Raw genomic sequence first — 14,798 nt, forward strand, 5'->3', positions numbered from 1 at the left:
TTGTGTGGCTCTGTCACGCTGAGGTGAACTAACTCGGTCATTCTAGAGTGTATTTGAGGCTGTCTTAAGTTAGGTGCTAGCTTATGCTAGCGCCTACATTTTCAATCTAAACGGAAATAGTCGTGCAAAAAACGGTTTTCAAAGAAGTGAGACAAAAACTATGCACGCTTGCGGGCTTGCTAATCGCTTTTAGCCTTTTTATCAACTTACTAGTCCTCTCGATACCCTTGTACATGCTTCAAGTGTACAACCGAGTGATATCCTCCTATTCAACCGATACTCTACTTTTGCTCACTATTATCGTGATTGTCGCGTTACTAACCATGTCGATTATTGATATCGCTCGCGCGCAAATGAGTAAATCATTTGGTTATTGGATGGACACCAAACTGTCCACTTTTATGCTTAAGCGCAGCATTCAATACCAATCGCACACAGGGAAGAGTTACACCTCGCAAACGCTGCGAGACATTCAGAACATCAAAAGCTTTTTGAGCAGCCAAGCACCCTATCCACTATTGGATGCGCCTTGGACACCGCTGTTTATTTTGTTTGTATATTTATTACACCCAGTATTGGGTCACATCGCGTTACTCGGGTCTATCGTATTGTTTAGTCTCGGGCTACTCAATGAGCTAATGACGCGTAAAACCATGCAAGAGAGTGAAGTTAGGGCGATCTCTCATATCAACAACGCCGAGCTAGCCACGCAAAATGCCAATTCAATTCTTGCGATGGGGATGATGAACGCGTTTTTAGAGAAATGGCAGTCGCGCGTGAATGAAGTCAATATGCTCGAAGAGCGAGTGGCGGGTAAGTCCATTTACATGGCTAACTTTTCTAAGTTTGTACGTGGTTCACTACAGATCTTTTTGTTGGGAGGCGGAGCATGGTTAGTGATCCAACATGAGATTACTGCGGGAGCGATGATCGCGAGTTCCATTTTAATGAGTCGGGCGCTCTCGCCGATGGAGCAGGCGATTGGAACATGGCGAAGTGCTATGTCTGCTAAAGGCGCGTATAAACGACTAAAAGAAATCGACGCAATCGTACGCCAAGATGAATCGAATATGCCACTGCCAAAGCCAAAAGGACACTATGAACTTACTGGACTTGCTTATCGCCATCCTGGCACAACAGAGCCTGTACTCTCATCGATCAACTTATCTATTCCTCCCGGAGTCGCTGTCGGAGTTATTGGCCCTTCTGGTACTGGTAAATCGACGTTTGCTCGGTTGTTATTAGGTACGATCAAGCCACTAGCGGGTAAGGTTACGCTTGATGGTATGGAAGTGTCTACTTGGGCATCGGAAGACCGCGGCGCCCATTTTGGTTATCTCGCTCAAGAAGTAGAGTTGTTTCCTGGCACAATTCGGGAGAACATCGCGCGCTTCAAAGAGGAAGACCCCGCTAAAGTCATCAAGGCGGCGCAACTAGCAGGATGTCATGAATTAATACTCAAGAAAAATAAAGGTTATGATTTCGTTATTGGCGAAAATGGCCGTGGTTTATCTGGAGGAGAAAGGCAGAGAATCGCACTTGCTAGAGCCGTTTATGGCGATCCACCTATTGTGATTTTCGATGAAGCTAATGCCAACCTTGATGGTGAAGGAGAGGCTGCATATCAACGTTTGATTGCCCATTTAAAGGCGCAAGGCTCAACGATTATCGTCATTGCCCATAATCCGAGTACATTACGACAAATGGATAGATTGCTGTATTTGGCTGAAGGTCGAGTCAAATTATACGGTGCTAAAGATGAAGTATTAAAACGCTTGATGGGCGAAGAAAGAACAGATATTCCAAGGGTAAGAAATGAGCAATCAACTGCCAGCCGTTAATCAGCATCCGTCTGAAACCGTTTATCGTTTTAGTCCGCAAGCGAAACTAAGCTTTCGAAAGCCAATTTTACTTGGTGTGGTGACGCTAAGTATTTTTCTTGGTGGCCTAGGCTACTGGGCTGCGACAGCGAAATTAGAGAGTGCTGCAATTGCTTATGGCGATTTGTCTGTTCTCACTAAGCGACAAGAAATTCAACATCTAGAAGGCGGCATTATTGAAAAGCTGTACGTGCAGGAGGGAGACTTGGTTGAAAAAGGTCAATTATTAATTCAACTCTCTAAGCGACAAGCTATGGCGAAGTTGGATTCATTAAGTGGTCAGTTTATTCATACTCTAGCGAAGGAAAACCGTCTAAGTGCTGAGCTAGATGAATTGCCAACGATCGTATGGTCTGATGATCTTGAAAGTATTCCTCGCGTCGATATCGTCCAAGAAGCTCAACTGGTTCAAAACAAGATCTTTGAAGCGAGAAAGCGATTCTTTGATAGTAAGCTGAGCATCATTGAGCAGAGTATTTCTGGGGCAAATTTGGAGCTGGAAAACCTCCAGCAAACCAAAGTAATTGAGAGAGAAAGACTCAATTTTATCGCCGAAGAAATAGACAGTAACCAAGCTCTAGTTCAAAAAGGCTTTTCGGGTAAATCCACCTTACTTCAACTCAAACGTCTTGCGGCGGAAGTGCGGAGTACCTTAAGTCAGTTAGACAGACAATCACTCACAGTAAGCAAAAGGTTGGATGAAAACCAAGCGCAAATTGAAGAGTTGAAGCTTGAAAGACTGAATGAGATTGTCGAGGAGCTACGAAACACCAAAAAGGAAATCGTCGCCATCCGTGAAGAGTATCGCTCAGCCCAAGATATTGTAGCGAGAACAACCATCAATGCACCTATTGCAGGCCGTGTGGTCAACATGCAGGTGTTTACCGAAAAAGGTGTGATTGGTTCGGGTGAAACGCTATTAGAGTTGGTTCCTCAAGACGATAAGTTGTTAGTCGAGGCTCGCGTGAATCCTCAGGATATCGATTTAGTTAACCCAGGTCAGCAGGCGCATGTTCGTCTGACCGCTCTGAATGCTAGAACGTTGGCACCATTAGACGGCACGGTGTTAACGATTTCTGCGGATAAGCTTTCACAAGAAAACCAAGAGGATTTTTACCTCGCTAGAATTGCAATTTCGCAAGAAGATGTAGCCAAACACCGCTTAACTTCAGGAATGAACGCGGAAGTGCTTATTTTATCTGAACCGCGAACGCCTTTAAGTTATTTAATAAAGCCAATCACTGAAAGCATGAATCGCGCCTTTAGAGAGGAGTAATCTCAAAAGTACTTGAGTGAACACGGACAACTGACAAAATAATTTGTTATGGTTACCCGTTACTAGGCCGTATTTTAATTCTAAGGGAGCCGTGGAATGGAGAAAGTGCAGTCGGTCGTCGATTTTCTTCTCACTCATAAACTGATTTTTACCGCACTGATCTTTGTGATTATGTGGTTAATTCGTCGTACCATTTTATCGATGATTCGTGGTGACCATGCCTTTCTTTCTGAAGATCAGCGCAGCTGGATGTCCAGAACTAAGAACGGCACCTTTGCCGTTACATTACTGATTTTATTTATTTTATGGCAATCAGAAATAAACGAGTTTGCTCTAAGTGTCACGGCGATAGCGGTTGCCATTGTTGTGGCATCCAAAGAGATAATTTTGTGTTTTACAGGCTCGATTCAAAGAGCAAGCTCACGTTCTTTTCGTGTCGGTGACTGGATTGAGGTCGGTAAACTGTGCGGCGAAGTGATCGAGCACAATATGATGGCGACGGTGATTCAAGAGATCGACCTGCACCATGGGCAATATCACTACACCGGAAAAACCGCGACCTTACCCAATAGTATGTTTTTTACTTACCCAGTAAAGAACCTCAATTTTATGAAGCGCTACGTCTACCACAATTTCTCTATCGTGGTGAAAGACTTCGTTAATTTGTATCCTCTGTTACCAATCTTGACCGACAAGATTGAAGAGCATTGTAGCTACTTCAGTGATGTTGCACATCGCTACAATGCGATGATTGAAAAACACGCTGGGGTCGATCTTCCCGGTGCAGAGCCACATATGCATATTTCTAGCAATATCAATGGTGAGCAGATTTTGCATGTTATGATTTTCTGCCCGACCGATAAAGCTAACCACTTGGAGCATTTGATTCGTAAAGACTTTATGGAACTTTATGAGCAGCGCTTTCCTGTGGTGAGTGAAAAATAGAGAAGTGTCGTACGCCAGTTAAAACAAACCCCGCTATCAAACATAGCGGGGTTTGTTTTTCTAACGGTATTTCCAGCTCTAACTATATTCCCTGAATACTTAGCTGAATTTACTTTTCAGCATTAAAAACAGAAAGTAAGTACTGCCTAAAATAGCGACCAATGTGCCAGCTGCGACCTGACTTGGATAAATAGCGATTTGTCCCAGCCAATCTGCCCACAACATTAGGGTTGCACCAACTAAGGCTCCGACACTTAGTTGCTCTTTCACTTTTCTTGCTCCTAACATCATCGCCATATGGGGAGCGACCAAGCCAACAAAAGATATCGGACCAACTGTAGCGGTAGAAAAGGCGCATAATAAAGCAACGATGGTGAGCATTAGCGTATTGGCTACGGTGGGGTTAAGTCCTCGTGCATTTGAGAATTGTCGTCCGATGGAAATTAATGTTAGCCAGCGAGAAATCGCGAATACAGCGGTAAGCAGAACTATTATGGCCAAACATAGCATCAGTGCGGTGCCGGCTGTGACTCGATAAATTGAACCAGTTAGCCACAATAAAATTTTGTAACTGTCACCAGAACCTTGAGCTAGCGAAAATTGAACGAGGGCTTCTAATAGTGCCGTTAGTGCGATGCCGGACAACACGAAGTTAGATGGATTAAAATGGCTTCGTTTACCGATAATCAGCAATAACATCAAGACGGACATACTTCCGAAAAAAGCGATGCCCCAGTTGAATGCGGAGAGAAGTGACCCAGCGATGACTCCGGTCGTAATAATGGCAAACGTGGCTCCGGAAGACACACCGAGAATATCGGGACTTGCCAGAGGGTTGTAAACAATGCGTTGCAAAATGATTCCGGCAACGGATAGAGCAATACCGACAGAAAGTGCGGTTAACATTCGCGGCCAGCGCAATTGCCATTGGAACTCACCTGGCACAGACCATTGAATTCCGTTTATACCATGGGTAACGAATGAGTAAGCTAGAATCCCAACCAGACTGAATAGCGCAATGCTGCATACCGCGCGTTTAGAAAGCGCCGTTTTTCCTTGGCTCATTGAAAGGTTAAGTTGATCGGTTGCCGTCAGCTTTTTACGAGTAAACCAAATTAAAGCGGGAGCGCCAATAGCAGCAGCCGCTACGCCGCTAGGAATGGTTTCCTCTAACCATAAGCTTAGCGAGATGGCGGCAGAGTCGGTGATGATTAATAGCATTGCGCCCAGTAGCATGCTGCTGATCAATTCGTCGCGCGGCGTTCTTGCCCCCATTGCTCTGGCTATATTGGGGGTCAATAATCCGATGAAACTGATGATCCCAACGGCGGTGATTGAGGCAGATACCAGCCAAATACCCATCACCATTAACGTGCCAAAAGCAGGTAATACCGCTAAGCCTCGGGCTGCTGCGCCTTCTTGCCCTAGTTTCATTAGAGTCAGAATACGTGGTGCGACGATCAAAATTACGATTGCGATAGCGCAGCGAGGCAATAACCACTCAAACCAATCCCAGCTGTATTGAGAAAGGTCTCCTGCTCCCCACATAAAAATATTCTGTGCAAACTGAGCGTTTAAAATAATAATGGCTGTGGCGATAGAACCGAGCAAGATATTGATCACCATCCCCGAAACGACCAACGGCAAACCTGTCATATTACGCACACCGGCAATTGATACGATCAGGCCAAACGCCACTAAAGCCCCCGCCATTGCGGCTAATGCAGAGTAATCGGCTACCCAATCGACGAACCAAATATTTACCACAACTAATGCAAGCCAAGCGCCAGAAGAGGTGCCAAGAGTCAACGGCGAGGTGAGGTTGTTCTGCGTTAATTGCTGCATTAAGCTGCCGGTGAGACCAAGCATGGCACCAACAAGCAGGGTAATACTTAACCTAGGAAGCTGAGCTTGCGTAAAAAATACGTCACGAAATTCGCTCGCTACCTCTGGTTTTGTTAATAATTGCCACTGTTCGAAGAGTGATAAATTAGTGTCAATTTGTAGACTAAAGACGCTAAGTAACGTAATCAGCGCCAGATAACCAATATAATGTTTCGTTCTCATTGCTTTGGTGCCAACTCTATTAGACTGTCGGTAATCGCTTCAGCGGTGTATTGCAAAGACATGGCACCGCCATACGCCCACACTGCTCTGACTGAATTTACCCGCTGCTTCTTTACAAACGGCATCGCTTGCCAAAGTGGTGAATCTTTCAGTTTGCGTTCTTCTGGGAAAGGTTGTACGTAGAGAACGTAGCTGTTTTGAAGGTTTTGAAGTCGATTAATCCGATCTTGCTTTACGCCCCACGCGCGTGGAGCCTCTTTAATTGGAGTCTGTAATCCCAGCTTTCTGACCACGTAGTCTGTGGTGGAATTTTCGGTTGCAAGAAACACCGTATTCGGCGTTGAAAAACGCATCACCAGAACACTGAGTGGCTCAGAGTAATAGTGGCGAATTCGCTGGCGCATTTGCTCAAATGATGTGTCTAATTGTGCCAGTTTCTGTTCAGCAAGTGCCTCTTTATTGAATAGCTTGCCAAGCGTACGAAAGTGGCTAATAGCAGTCTCGGCCGCAGCCTCATTTTCAGAAAAATTAGGTAAATAGATAACCGGAGCAATTTGTTTGAGTAACGGAATCAAGTCTTGCTGTGGAGACGCAGCAAGGATGACATCTGGCTTCAAGCTGGCGATTTTTTCTAAGTTGGGCTCGGCTCGGGTTCCAATATCTTCAATTGACTCTGGTGCAGTTGGATTGACGACCCATTGGCGGTAGCCTGGTAAATTTGGGGCTGCGATTGGTTCTACGTTTAGCGCCAAAACTTGTTCTAAGATGTCCCAGTTTAAGGCAACAACGCGTTGTGGCGCTTGCTCAAAACTATGCTCACCATATTCATCGATAATGGTGATTTTTGCATATGCGTTGGTCATAAAAAATGCCGATAGGAAGGCAGATTGCATAACCAAAGTAAGTAAACGAGCCACTATGCGCATACAACAGCCACCTTTTGGCTCGCCAATGTGTTGGCTGGCGTTGGATGATCAATGAGCTTAATTGGTGATTCGTAAAGTGCAGACAAACGCGCTTCATCTAACAACATGTCGGCGTTGCCTTCAAAGGCAATTTGACCTTTTTTGAGCGCGACAATGTGCGTTGCGTAGCGCAGTGCTAAGTTCAAATCGTGCAGGATCACGATAATGCCTACGTTCTCGGTTCTATTTAGCTCTGCAAGTAGCGCCATCAGTTGAAATTGATGGTGAACATCGAGCGCGGAGGTCGGCTCATCTAGGATCAAAATTGGCGATTGTTGAGCCAACAGCATAGACACCCAAGCTCGTTGGCGCTCACCACCCGATAAATCGTCCGCTAATGCTTGAGCAAACGGAGCTACGCCAGTGCGAGCCATGGCTTCAGCGATGATCTGTTTGTCTTCAGGTTTCCAGCGACCAAGTGCGCCACGCCACGGAAAGCGACCTAAGCGCACTAGCTCTTCTACTGTTAAACCAGCCGAGGAGGGCAGCTTTTGTGGCAAATAGGCTATCTGCTTTGCCAGCTCTTTGGTTTTGAGTGATGAAAGGGAAGTGTCGTTTAATGCTACCGTGCCTTTATCTGGTGACATTTGACCAGAAAGCAGGTTCACCAGTGTCGATTTGCCTGAACCGTTATGGCCCAAAACGACAGTTAGTTCATTCGTTGGGATGTTTAGTTGGTCGATGCCGAGGATCTGACGTCCACCTCGAACGATCTCAATATTAGACAGTTGAAACATGGATGGCTCTCAGGAGAAAACTCCCCTCAAGAGAGGGGAGTAGGAAGTTCAATTACCAGCGGTAGTTTGCGTTTAGCATGACAGAGCGAGACTGGCCGTAGTAACACCAGTAATCGCAACCTGAAACAAACTCTTTATCCAGAATGTTGTTCACGTTTAGCTGTGCTTGCCACTGTGAAGTGATGTCGTAAGTAATTGACGCATCCCAAAGAGTCACTGAAGGAACAGTTAGGTTCGAGCTCTTAGGGTTATCTTTTGATTCACCTACGTAGCGCACACCAGTACCGATATTGAGGCCTGGAATCAGGCTGTAGGCGCTGTAGTCTACCCATGCTGAAGCTTGGTGTTCAGGAATAAGTGCGGCTTGTTTTTTACCTTGGCCAAAACTCTCATCTGTTTTCGCTTTAGTGTAGGTGTAGCTTGCCATCAGTTTTAGATCGTCGGTTAGCTGCGCCGTGCTTTCTAGCTCAATACCTTGAGATGTCACTTCACCTGTTTGTGTCGCAATCCATGTTGATGGGTTGGTCACCAACGCGTTCTTTTGCGTGATGTCGAACCATGCAAGGTTGATAAAGCCATCCATAAAGCTTGGCTCATACTTCACACCCACTTCTACTTGCTCGCCTTCCAGCGGTTTGTATAGCTCATTGGTTGCCGCATCAATGGTGCTGATCACTTCAAACGACTGAGAGTAGTTTGCGTAAGGTGACAGGCCATTGTTTGCAAGGTACATCACACCCGCACTTAGAGAGAGCTGACCATCATCACGAGATTCACTTTGATCAACGGTAGCGCCTTTGCCAGAGTTTTCTGTTTTCACCCAGTCGTAACGAGCACCCACGTTACCAATCCACTGTTCATGCAGTTTCAATTGGTATTGCGAATAGAGACTTGCTTGAGATTTCTCAATCTCACGTTTCACGTTGTTGGCAGGATCAAGAGGGGTGAAGTTGCCGTAAACTGGGTTCCACGGGTTGATGGTGCCAAACGCGTAGTTGTCCTGCTCGTCGCCATCGGTTTTGTGGAATTGCAGATCCATACCGACAAGCACCGTGTGCTCTGCGTTGTCTGTCATCCAGTTGCCGACAGCGTTATTGTCGAATGTGATGCTCTGGTTTTTGCCGTCACGGAATACGATGCCTTGCGCTAATTCTTCTTTTGCAGGATCGTTGTTTGAGAATGCGTAAGAGCTGCGCAAGTACAACTCATTGGAGCCGTAGTTGAGGTTTTGAGAGAATGACCACGTGTCATTGATGTCGTGCTCTAGCAAGTAACCTAGAGAGAACTGCGTGCGTTCGTATTTATCGTAGTTTGGCTGACCAAGGTTAGTCGAAGGATCGATTTTGCCAAAGTTAGAACCAATCAAAGTTCCTGCTGCTGGGAAGAATGGGTTGGTTGGCACACCGTCATCACGAAGGTAAGTAGCCAAAACGGTCAGCATTGTACGGTCAGAAATGTCGAACTCGACACTTGGCGCTAGATAAAAACGCTCGTTGTTAGTGCCGTCCAGTTCGCCATCTTGGCTTGTCATCAGGCCAACCAAACGGTAGCGGATTGTGCCAGCGTCGTTTGCTTCATCAGCAATGTCAAAACCTACAGACTGGTGTTGGTTGTTGCCTACTTCGACTTTTACTTCGCCTTGAGGCGTAAACGTTGGTTTTTTCTGTACAGCATTCACGATACCGCCTGGTGCCGATTCACCAAACAGAATAGCTGATGGGCCTTTAACCACTTCCACACTTTCTAGGCCGTAAGGTTCGACCAACCATGTGTAGTAACCATCGCGGAATAGGCGGTTGCCGTTTAGGTAAGTCGCTGCATCAAATCCACGAACTTTGAACCAATCAGTGTCGTTGTCTGCGCCATAAGGCTGAGCGGTTACGCCAGATGTGTAGCGTAATGCTTCGTCCAACTTTTGCGGTGCACGAACGCGAAGCTCGTCTTCAGAGATAATAGAAACGCTGCGCGGCGTTTCTGCCGCAGGGGTTTCTACTTTAAGTGCTTGCGCGGTGACCGTAATGGTCTCCATTGCAATAATGTCATCTTGTACAACGTCTTCTTGAGCTTGTGCTGTGAATGCAACCACTGCTGCTGTTGGTGCCAAAGCACAGACCAACGCGTTACGGATCGCGATGGTTAGTGAGTTATTCTTTGTCATAAATATATTCCCGACAATTATGATTAACGCTAAGCTTAATTGTAATTATTATCATTTGAACTTTTGTTTCGGTATTTTACTGACTTTTGTATCAAAAGATAGTAAAACGTTCGCAAATTCATTCGCGGTACTTAAAGTCGTTGTTATGTTCAATTGGTTTGAAAAACTGACCCAACCCTTTCCCCAGATGGAAACCGAAAAGCCACCGAAGACACTTTTTGGCTTCTGTCGCTTTTACACTCGTGGCTTTGAAGCCCCTTTACTTGTCATGGCTGTGTTCAGTGCGCTTATTGCCATTACTGAGGTGACGCTGTTGCGTTATATGGGTGAGCTCGTCGATATTCTCTCTAATCAGGATCGCGCAACATTCTGGCAAGATCAGGGTGATCGCATGCTAATGATGCTGTTCTTAGTGGCGGTTGTGATGCCAGCTCTCGGTTTTGTCCACTCAATGGTGATGCACCAAACGTTATTGGGTAACTACCCGATGTCTATCCGTTGGTTGATTCATCGTTACTTGCTAAAACAAGCGGTTGGATTTTTCCAACGTGACTTTGCAGGCCGAGTTGCGACCAAAGTGATGCAAAGTGCGTTAGCGGTACGAGAAACGGTCATGAAGTTGGTGGATGTACTGGTTTATATCAGCGTTTATTTTCTTTCGATGCTTTGGATGATGGGCGAGGCCGATGGTTTGCTGATGTTGCCTATTGTGATTTGGATAGGAATGTACGCGGTTATCCAGTTCTACTTTATCCCTAAAATGAAACAAGTAGCGACAGAGCAAGCGGATGCTCGCTCTGTAATGACTGGACGCATTGTCGATTCTTACACCAACATTTCTACCGTAAAACTATTCGCTCATTCACAGCGAGAGTTGGAATACGCAGAAAGCAGCATGAAGCAATTTTTGGTGACGGTTTACCGCCAAATGCGCATGGTGACTTGTTTGCTGTTTAGTGTCGATGCCATCAACTATTTACTGCTGATGTCTATCAGTGCCATTTCGGTTTATCTATGGCTAGATCACGCTGTAACAATTGGTGCTATTGCGATTGCCATTAGTATTGCGTTGCGCGTACAAGGAATGTCGAAGTGGATCATGTGGGAAGTTAGTGCACTGTTTGAAAACATCGGTACGGTAGTGGACGGTATTAATACGATTTCAAACGACGTCGAAGTAAAAGACATACCAAATGCCAAGCCTCTGCAAATCTCTCAAGGTGAGATCTGCTTTGATCACGTAGGTTTTAACTACAGTGATGAGAAGGCAGTATTTGAGAACTTGAATCTGACTATCAAACCGGGCGAAAAAGTCGGCATTGTCGGTCGCTCTGGGGCAGGTAAATCCACGTTGGTCAACTTGTTGCTGCGCTTTTACGACGTAAATAGCGGTAAGATTTGTATTGATGGACAGGACATTTCGCAAGTCGAACAAGAGTCGCTTCGCCAACACATCGGTATGATCACGCAAGACACCTCTTTGCTGCATCGTTCAATTAAAGAGAACATTCTTTACGGTGATCCAGATGCTTCAATGGATGCCGTTATCGCAGCTGCTGAGAAAGCACATGCCCATGATTTCATTCAATCTCTACGAGACGAGCAAGGTAACGTTGGCTATGACGTTGAAGTGGGTGAACGCGGTGTGAAGCTGTCTGGTGGTCAGCGTCAACGTGTGGCGATTGCTCGCGTGCTGCTGAAAAACGCGCCAATTTTGATCATGGATGAAGCAACGTCTGCACTTGATTCAGAAGTAGAATCGGCAATTCAAGAAAACCTTGAAGTTCTGATGGAAGGAAAAACTGTGATTGCGATTGCTCACCGTTTATCAACGATTGCCGCGATGGATCGTTTGATTGTGATGGATGACGGCAAAATCATTGAGCAAGGCTCGCATTACGAGCTGCTGCAATTGGGTGGTGTTTACGCTCAGTTGTGGAAGCATCAAACCGGCGGCTTTTTGTCTGAGCAAGGTGATGCTCAACTGCAAGTCATCTAATATGACGCTACACGAAAGAGGAGCAAATGCTCCTCTTTTTTATGTCTGCCGTTTATACCGAGTTAGTAGGCGTCAATGGGTGACGTTTACTTGTGATTATTCATTAAGTTAGGCCAACTTAATGATGGTTATGTCTATAACTCACTGTCGTTCTTGCATTTTTTACGCTTTTTTTACGCGAACTCCGAATGGGCTTTTGCTAAAGTTTCTGCATCGAATTTTGGTTGATGTACTTTATGTTTGCTCATTGGCGAGATAACACATTTCTCTTTTCTGCCATCGTGATTGTTGGCGCGGTTGTGGCCTCATGGCTGTTGGACCAATTGTTTGGCTCTACCGCTGCGGTCCTGCTGATTTTGCAGTTAGCAGTTGTGGTGGTGGCGTTTCAATACAACTCGCGATTCGCTTATGCGGCGGCGGTGATCGAAGCGTTGAGCTTCAACTTCTTTTTCACGACGCCTCGTTACTCTTTGCAGATGCTTCGTCCGGAAGACATTTTTAATCTAGTCGTGTTTATGGTGGTGGCATTTATCACCAGCACTTTTGCAGATCTTTATCGTCGCCAGCAGGGCGAGTTAAAACAAACCAAGCTGCAAAACAGCATCCTGCTATCGGTGTCCCATGACCTACGCACGCCGCTGGCAACCATTATTGGAACATTGACCACACTCAACGAGTACATGCCCAAGCTCAATGACTTAGAGCGTAAAGAATTGCTCGACAGTGCGACTTCAGAAAGCCACCGCTTGCATCAATATATCGAGAACCTCTTACAGGCGACTAAGCTCCAGCACGGTACATTAAAAATTACCAAAAAAGACGAGTCGATTGCAGATATTGTTCGGGATGCGGTTTCTCGTTTGCCGAATTACACCGAGAAAGTGTCCATGAATATAGATGATTCCGTTGGTCATTTGTCAGTAAGTCGTTCGCTCATCGAACAAGCGATTTTTAATGTGTTGGATAATGCCATGCGATTTTCACCAGAGAATGAATCTGTTGAGGTTTCACTTTCTAAGCAGGGTTCGTCGTGCGTGATTGATGTTCGGGACATGGGGATTGGCATCAAAGCTGAAGATGCGGAAAAAATATTCAACCTTTTCTATTCCGGCGTGAACAACAAATCGGCCGATTCAGGAACCGGAATGGGACTCGCGGTTGCCAAAGGCATCATCACCGCACACCAAGGAGAGATTCAATCTATGCCAGTATCAGAAGGGACGCTGATCCGCATTCGACTTCCACTCAATCAAGGAGCAGAGCAGGCGTGAGTTACAAAGTTTTAGTCGTGGACGATGAGCCTCGCATTCATACCTTTATTCGAATTTCGCTGTCTGCTGAAGGGTTTGATTACATTGGCGCGAGTACCATTGCAGAAGCCAAAGCGTGTTTCGAAGCGCATTCGCCGCACGTCATTCTGCTAGATTTAGGCTTGCCCGACGGCGATGGGACGGAGTTTCTCACTACGCTCCGTCAGACCTATAAAACGCCAGTGCTAGTGCTGACAGCTCGCGATCAAGAAGAGGAAAAAATCCGCCTTTTAGAAGCGGGCGCGAATGATTACTTGAGCAAGCCTTTCGGCGTAAAAGAGCTCATCGCGCGCATCAAAGTGCTGGTTCGAGATTTGGTGGATGAGCAAACCGTCGCTGATGAGCTGGTGGCTGGCCGAGTCAAAATCATCAAAAGTACTCACCAATTTTGGTTGGATCAGAGGGAAATTCCACTCACCAAGAAAGAGTTTTCTTTCATTGAACAGTTGATTCTCAAGCCGGGAAAACTCATTGAGCAAACTCATTTGCTATCGGTAATTTGGGGAAAAAGTCATGTCGAAGATACTCACTACTTACGCGTGTTAGTGAGTCAACTACGCAAAAAACTGAACGATAGTGCTGACGAACAGCGACTATTAAAAACCGAGCCGGGGCTGGGTTATCGTTTAGTGCTTGAGACGTCCAAGCACCACTAAATTCCAAATTTAATCAACGTTAATGCCAAGGTTTAGTGCTGGTTATCGGCACTCGAACAGGTTTCGTGTTGCCTATTTTCCGCGACGGAAAATCAGTCTAGCCCTTAACGCATTAGCATTTTCTATACATAAAACACAGTTAGGTATTGATATGGCTCACTTTACAGTAATTGGTTTAGGGCGATTTGGCGTTGCCGCCAGCTTAGAACTTATTCATCTTGGACACACCGTAACGGGGGTGGATAGCGACCCGAAAATCGTCGAAAAATACGTCGAAGAGTTAACGCAAGCGGTCATATGTGACGCAACAGACGAAGGTGCACTCAGAGAGTTAGCGTTAGCGAACAGTGATGTGCTGTTGGTGGCGATTGGCGAAGACATGCAAGCCAGTTTGTTGTGTACTCTGGCGCTGAAAAATCTGGGTGTGAAATCCATTTGGGTCAAAGCGAGCACTAAAGCGCACCACACCATCGTGTCTAAGCTTGGTGTGCAACGCATTATTCATCCGGAAGAGGAGATGGGCGTAAGAGTCGCGCAGGCACTCAACTATCCGATGGTGAACAACTATTTAGAAATAGGGCATGGTTTGTATGTGGTGGAAATCCACGTTAAATCCAATCTGCACGATACGCCGCTTTCTAAGTTGATCAGCCGAGGCAGTTACAACATTCAGCCGATCTTGGTGAAGCGCGAAGAAGCCGTCTACACCAATATCAATGATGAGTTTGTGCTTAATGAGTTCGACACGTTGTTGCTTTGCGGTAGTCGCGCTGAGCTAAAGTACGTCGCTCCAAGGTTGGTGTAA

At 45.9% G+C, this 14,798-nt stretch carries 11 protein-coding genes; 7 read left to right on the top strand and 4 right to left on the bottom strand.

Features of this window, described 5'->3' with window-relative positions; genetic code table 11:
- Nucleotides 1–122 precede the first annotated feature (122 nt).
- The 3 genes from VEA_RS21370 to VEA_RS21380 all read left to right on the top strand — a co-directional run bounded on the left by VEA_RS21370 (nucleotide 123) and on the right by VEA_RS21380 (nucleotide 4,101).
- Nucleotides 123–1,841: a type I secretion system permease/ATPase gene (locus VEA_RS21370; protein ID WP_006741911.1), complete on the top strand. Its 1,719-nt coding sequence runs from the start codon at nucleotides 123–125 to the stop codon at nucleotides 1,839–1,841.
- Nucleotides 1,816–3,156, top strand: a complete 1,341-nt coding sequence (locus VEA_RS21375; protein ID WP_005392416.1) for an HlyD family type I secretion periplasmic adaptor subunit — start codon at nucleotides 1,816–1,818, stop codon at nucleotides 3,154–3,156. Before VEA_RS21370 ends, VEA_RS21375 begins: the two co-directional genes overlap by 26 nt.
- A gap of 96 nt (nucleotides 3,157–3,252) precedes the next feature.
- On the top strand, nucleotides 3,253–4,101 hold the full coding sequence (locus VEA_RS21380) for a mechanosensitive ion channel family protein (protein WP_006741910.1): 849 nt from the start codon (nucleotides 3,253–3,255) through the stop codon (nucleotides 4,099–4,101).
- Between the two features lie 99 nt (nucleotides 4,102–4,200).
- Here VEA_RS21380 and fhuB read toward each other — a convergent pair whose 3' ends face one another.
- The 4 genes from fhuB to VEA_RS21400 are packed head-to-tail and all read right to left on the bottom strand — an operon-like array spanning nucleotide 4,201 to nucleotide 10,028.
- Nucleotides 4,201–6,168 carry a Fe(3+)-hydroxamate ABC transporter permease FhuB gene (fhuB, locus tag VEA_RS21385; protein ID WP_006741909.1) on the bottom strand — a complete coding sequence of 656 codons (1,968 nt, stop codon included), beginning with the start codon at nucleotides 6,166–6,168 and terminating at the stop codon, nucleotides 4,201–4,203.
- On the bottom strand, nucleotides 6,165–7,094 hold the full coding sequence (locus VEA_RS21390; RefSeq protein ID WP_006741908.1) for an iron-siderophore ABC transporter substrate-binding protein: 930 nt from the start codon (nucleotides 7,092–7,094) through the stop codon (nucleotides 6,165–6,167). Before VEA_RS21390 ends, fhuB begins: the two co-directional genes overlap by 4 nt.
- Nucleotides 7,085–7,870, bottom strand: a complete 786-nt coding sequence (locus VEA_RS21395) for an ABC transporter ATP-binding protein (RefSeq protein ID WP_006741907.1) — start codon at nucleotides 7,868–7,870, stop codon at nucleotides 7,085–7,087. Before VEA_RS21395 ends, VEA_RS21390 begins: the two co-directional genes overlap by 10 nt.
- Nucleotides 7,871–7,922: 52 nt before the next feature.
- Entirely contained in the window at nucleotides 7,923–10,028 is a 2,106-nt protein-coding gene (locus tag VEA_RS21400) for a TonB-dependent siderophore receptor (protein WP_012842430.1), read from the bottom strand.
- A gap of 145 nt (nucleotides 10,029–10,173) precedes the next feature.
- Here VEA_RS21400 and VEA_RS21405 point away from each other — a divergent pair, with 145 nt between their 5' ends.
- The 4 genes from VEA_RS21405 to VEA_RS21420 all read left to right on the top strand — a co-directional run bounded on the left by VEA_RS21405 (nucleotide 10,174) and on the right by VEA_RS21420 (nucleotide 14,798).
- The gene (locus tag VEA_RS21405; RefSeq protein ID WP_041853163.1) at nucleotides 10,174–12,027 is read left to right on the top strand and encodes an ABC transporter ATP-binding protein; all 1,854 of its coding nucleotides are present in this window, start codon (nucleotides 10,174–10,176) and stop codon (nucleotides 12,025–12,027) included.
- Nucleotides 12,028–12,263: 236 nt separating this feature from the next.
- Nucleotides 12,264–13,298 carry a sensor histidine kinase gene (locus tag VEA_RS21410; RefSeq protein ID WP_006742245.1) on the top strand — a complete coding sequence of 345 codons (1,035 nt, stop codon included), beginning with the start codon at nucleotides 12,264–12,266 and terminating at the stop codon, nucleotides 13,296–13,298.
- Complete coding sequence (locus VEA_RS21415) at nucleotides 13,295–13,993, top strand: response regulator transcription factor (protein WP_006742244.1); 699 nt, start codon at nucleotides 13,295–13,297, stop codon at nucleotides 13,991–13,993. Before VEA_RS21410 ends, VEA_RS21415 begins: the two co-directional genes overlap by 4 nt.
- Before the next feature lie 151 nt (nucleotides 13,994–14,144).
- Nucleotides 14,145–14,798: a potassium channel family protein gene (locus tag VEA_RS21420; RefSeq protein ID WP_006742243.1), complete on the top strand. Its 654-nt coding sequence runs from the start codon at nucleotides 14,145–14,147 to the stop codon at nucleotides 14,796–14,798.

The sequence above is a fragment of the Vibrio antiquarius genome, assembly GCF_000024825.1.
GTDB classification, from domain to species: domain Bacteria; phylum Pseudomonadota; class Gammaproteobacteria; order Enterobacterales; family Vibrionaceae; genus Vibrio; species Vibrio diabolicus.

Excerpts from the sequence above, each read along its gene's own strand:
- VEA_RS21375 (WP_005392416.1), top strand. The coding sequence starts at position 1,816 with ATGAGCAATCAACTGCCAGCCGTTAATCAGCATCCGTCTGAAACCGTT.
- VEA_RS21380 (WP_006741910.1), top strand. The coding sequence starts at position 3,253 with ATGGAGAAAGTGCAGTCGGTCGTCGATTTTCTTCTCACTCATAAACTG.
- fhuB (WP_006741909.1), bottom strand. The coding sequence starts at position 6,168 with ATGAGAACGAAACATTATATTGGTTATCTGGCGCTGATTACGTTACTT.
- VEA_RS21390 (WP_006741908.1), bottom strand. The coding sequence starts at position 7,094 with ATGCGCATAGTGGCTCGTTTACTTACTTTGGTTATGCAATCTGCCTTC.
- VEA_RS21395 (WP_006741907.1), bottom strand. The coding sequence starts at position 7,870 with ATGTTTCAACTGTCTAATATTGAGATCGTTCGAGGTGGACGTCAGATC.
- VEA_RS21400 (WP_012842430.1), bottom strand. The coding sequence starts at position 10,028 with ATGACAAAGAATAACTCACTAACCATCGCGATCCGTAACGCGTTGGTC.
- VEA_RS21405 (WP_041853163.1), top strand. The coding sequence starts at position 10,174 with ATGTTCAATTGGTTTGAAAAACTGACCCAACCCTTTCCCCAGATGGAA.
- VEA_RS21410 (WP_006742245.1), top strand. The coding sequence starts at position 12,264 with ATGTTTGCTCATTGGCGAGATAACACATTTCTCTTTTCTGCCATCGTG.
- VEA_RS21420 (WP_006742243.1), top strand. The coding sequence starts at position 14,145 with ATGGCTCACTTTACAGTAATTGGTTTAGGGCGATTTGGCGTTGCCGCC.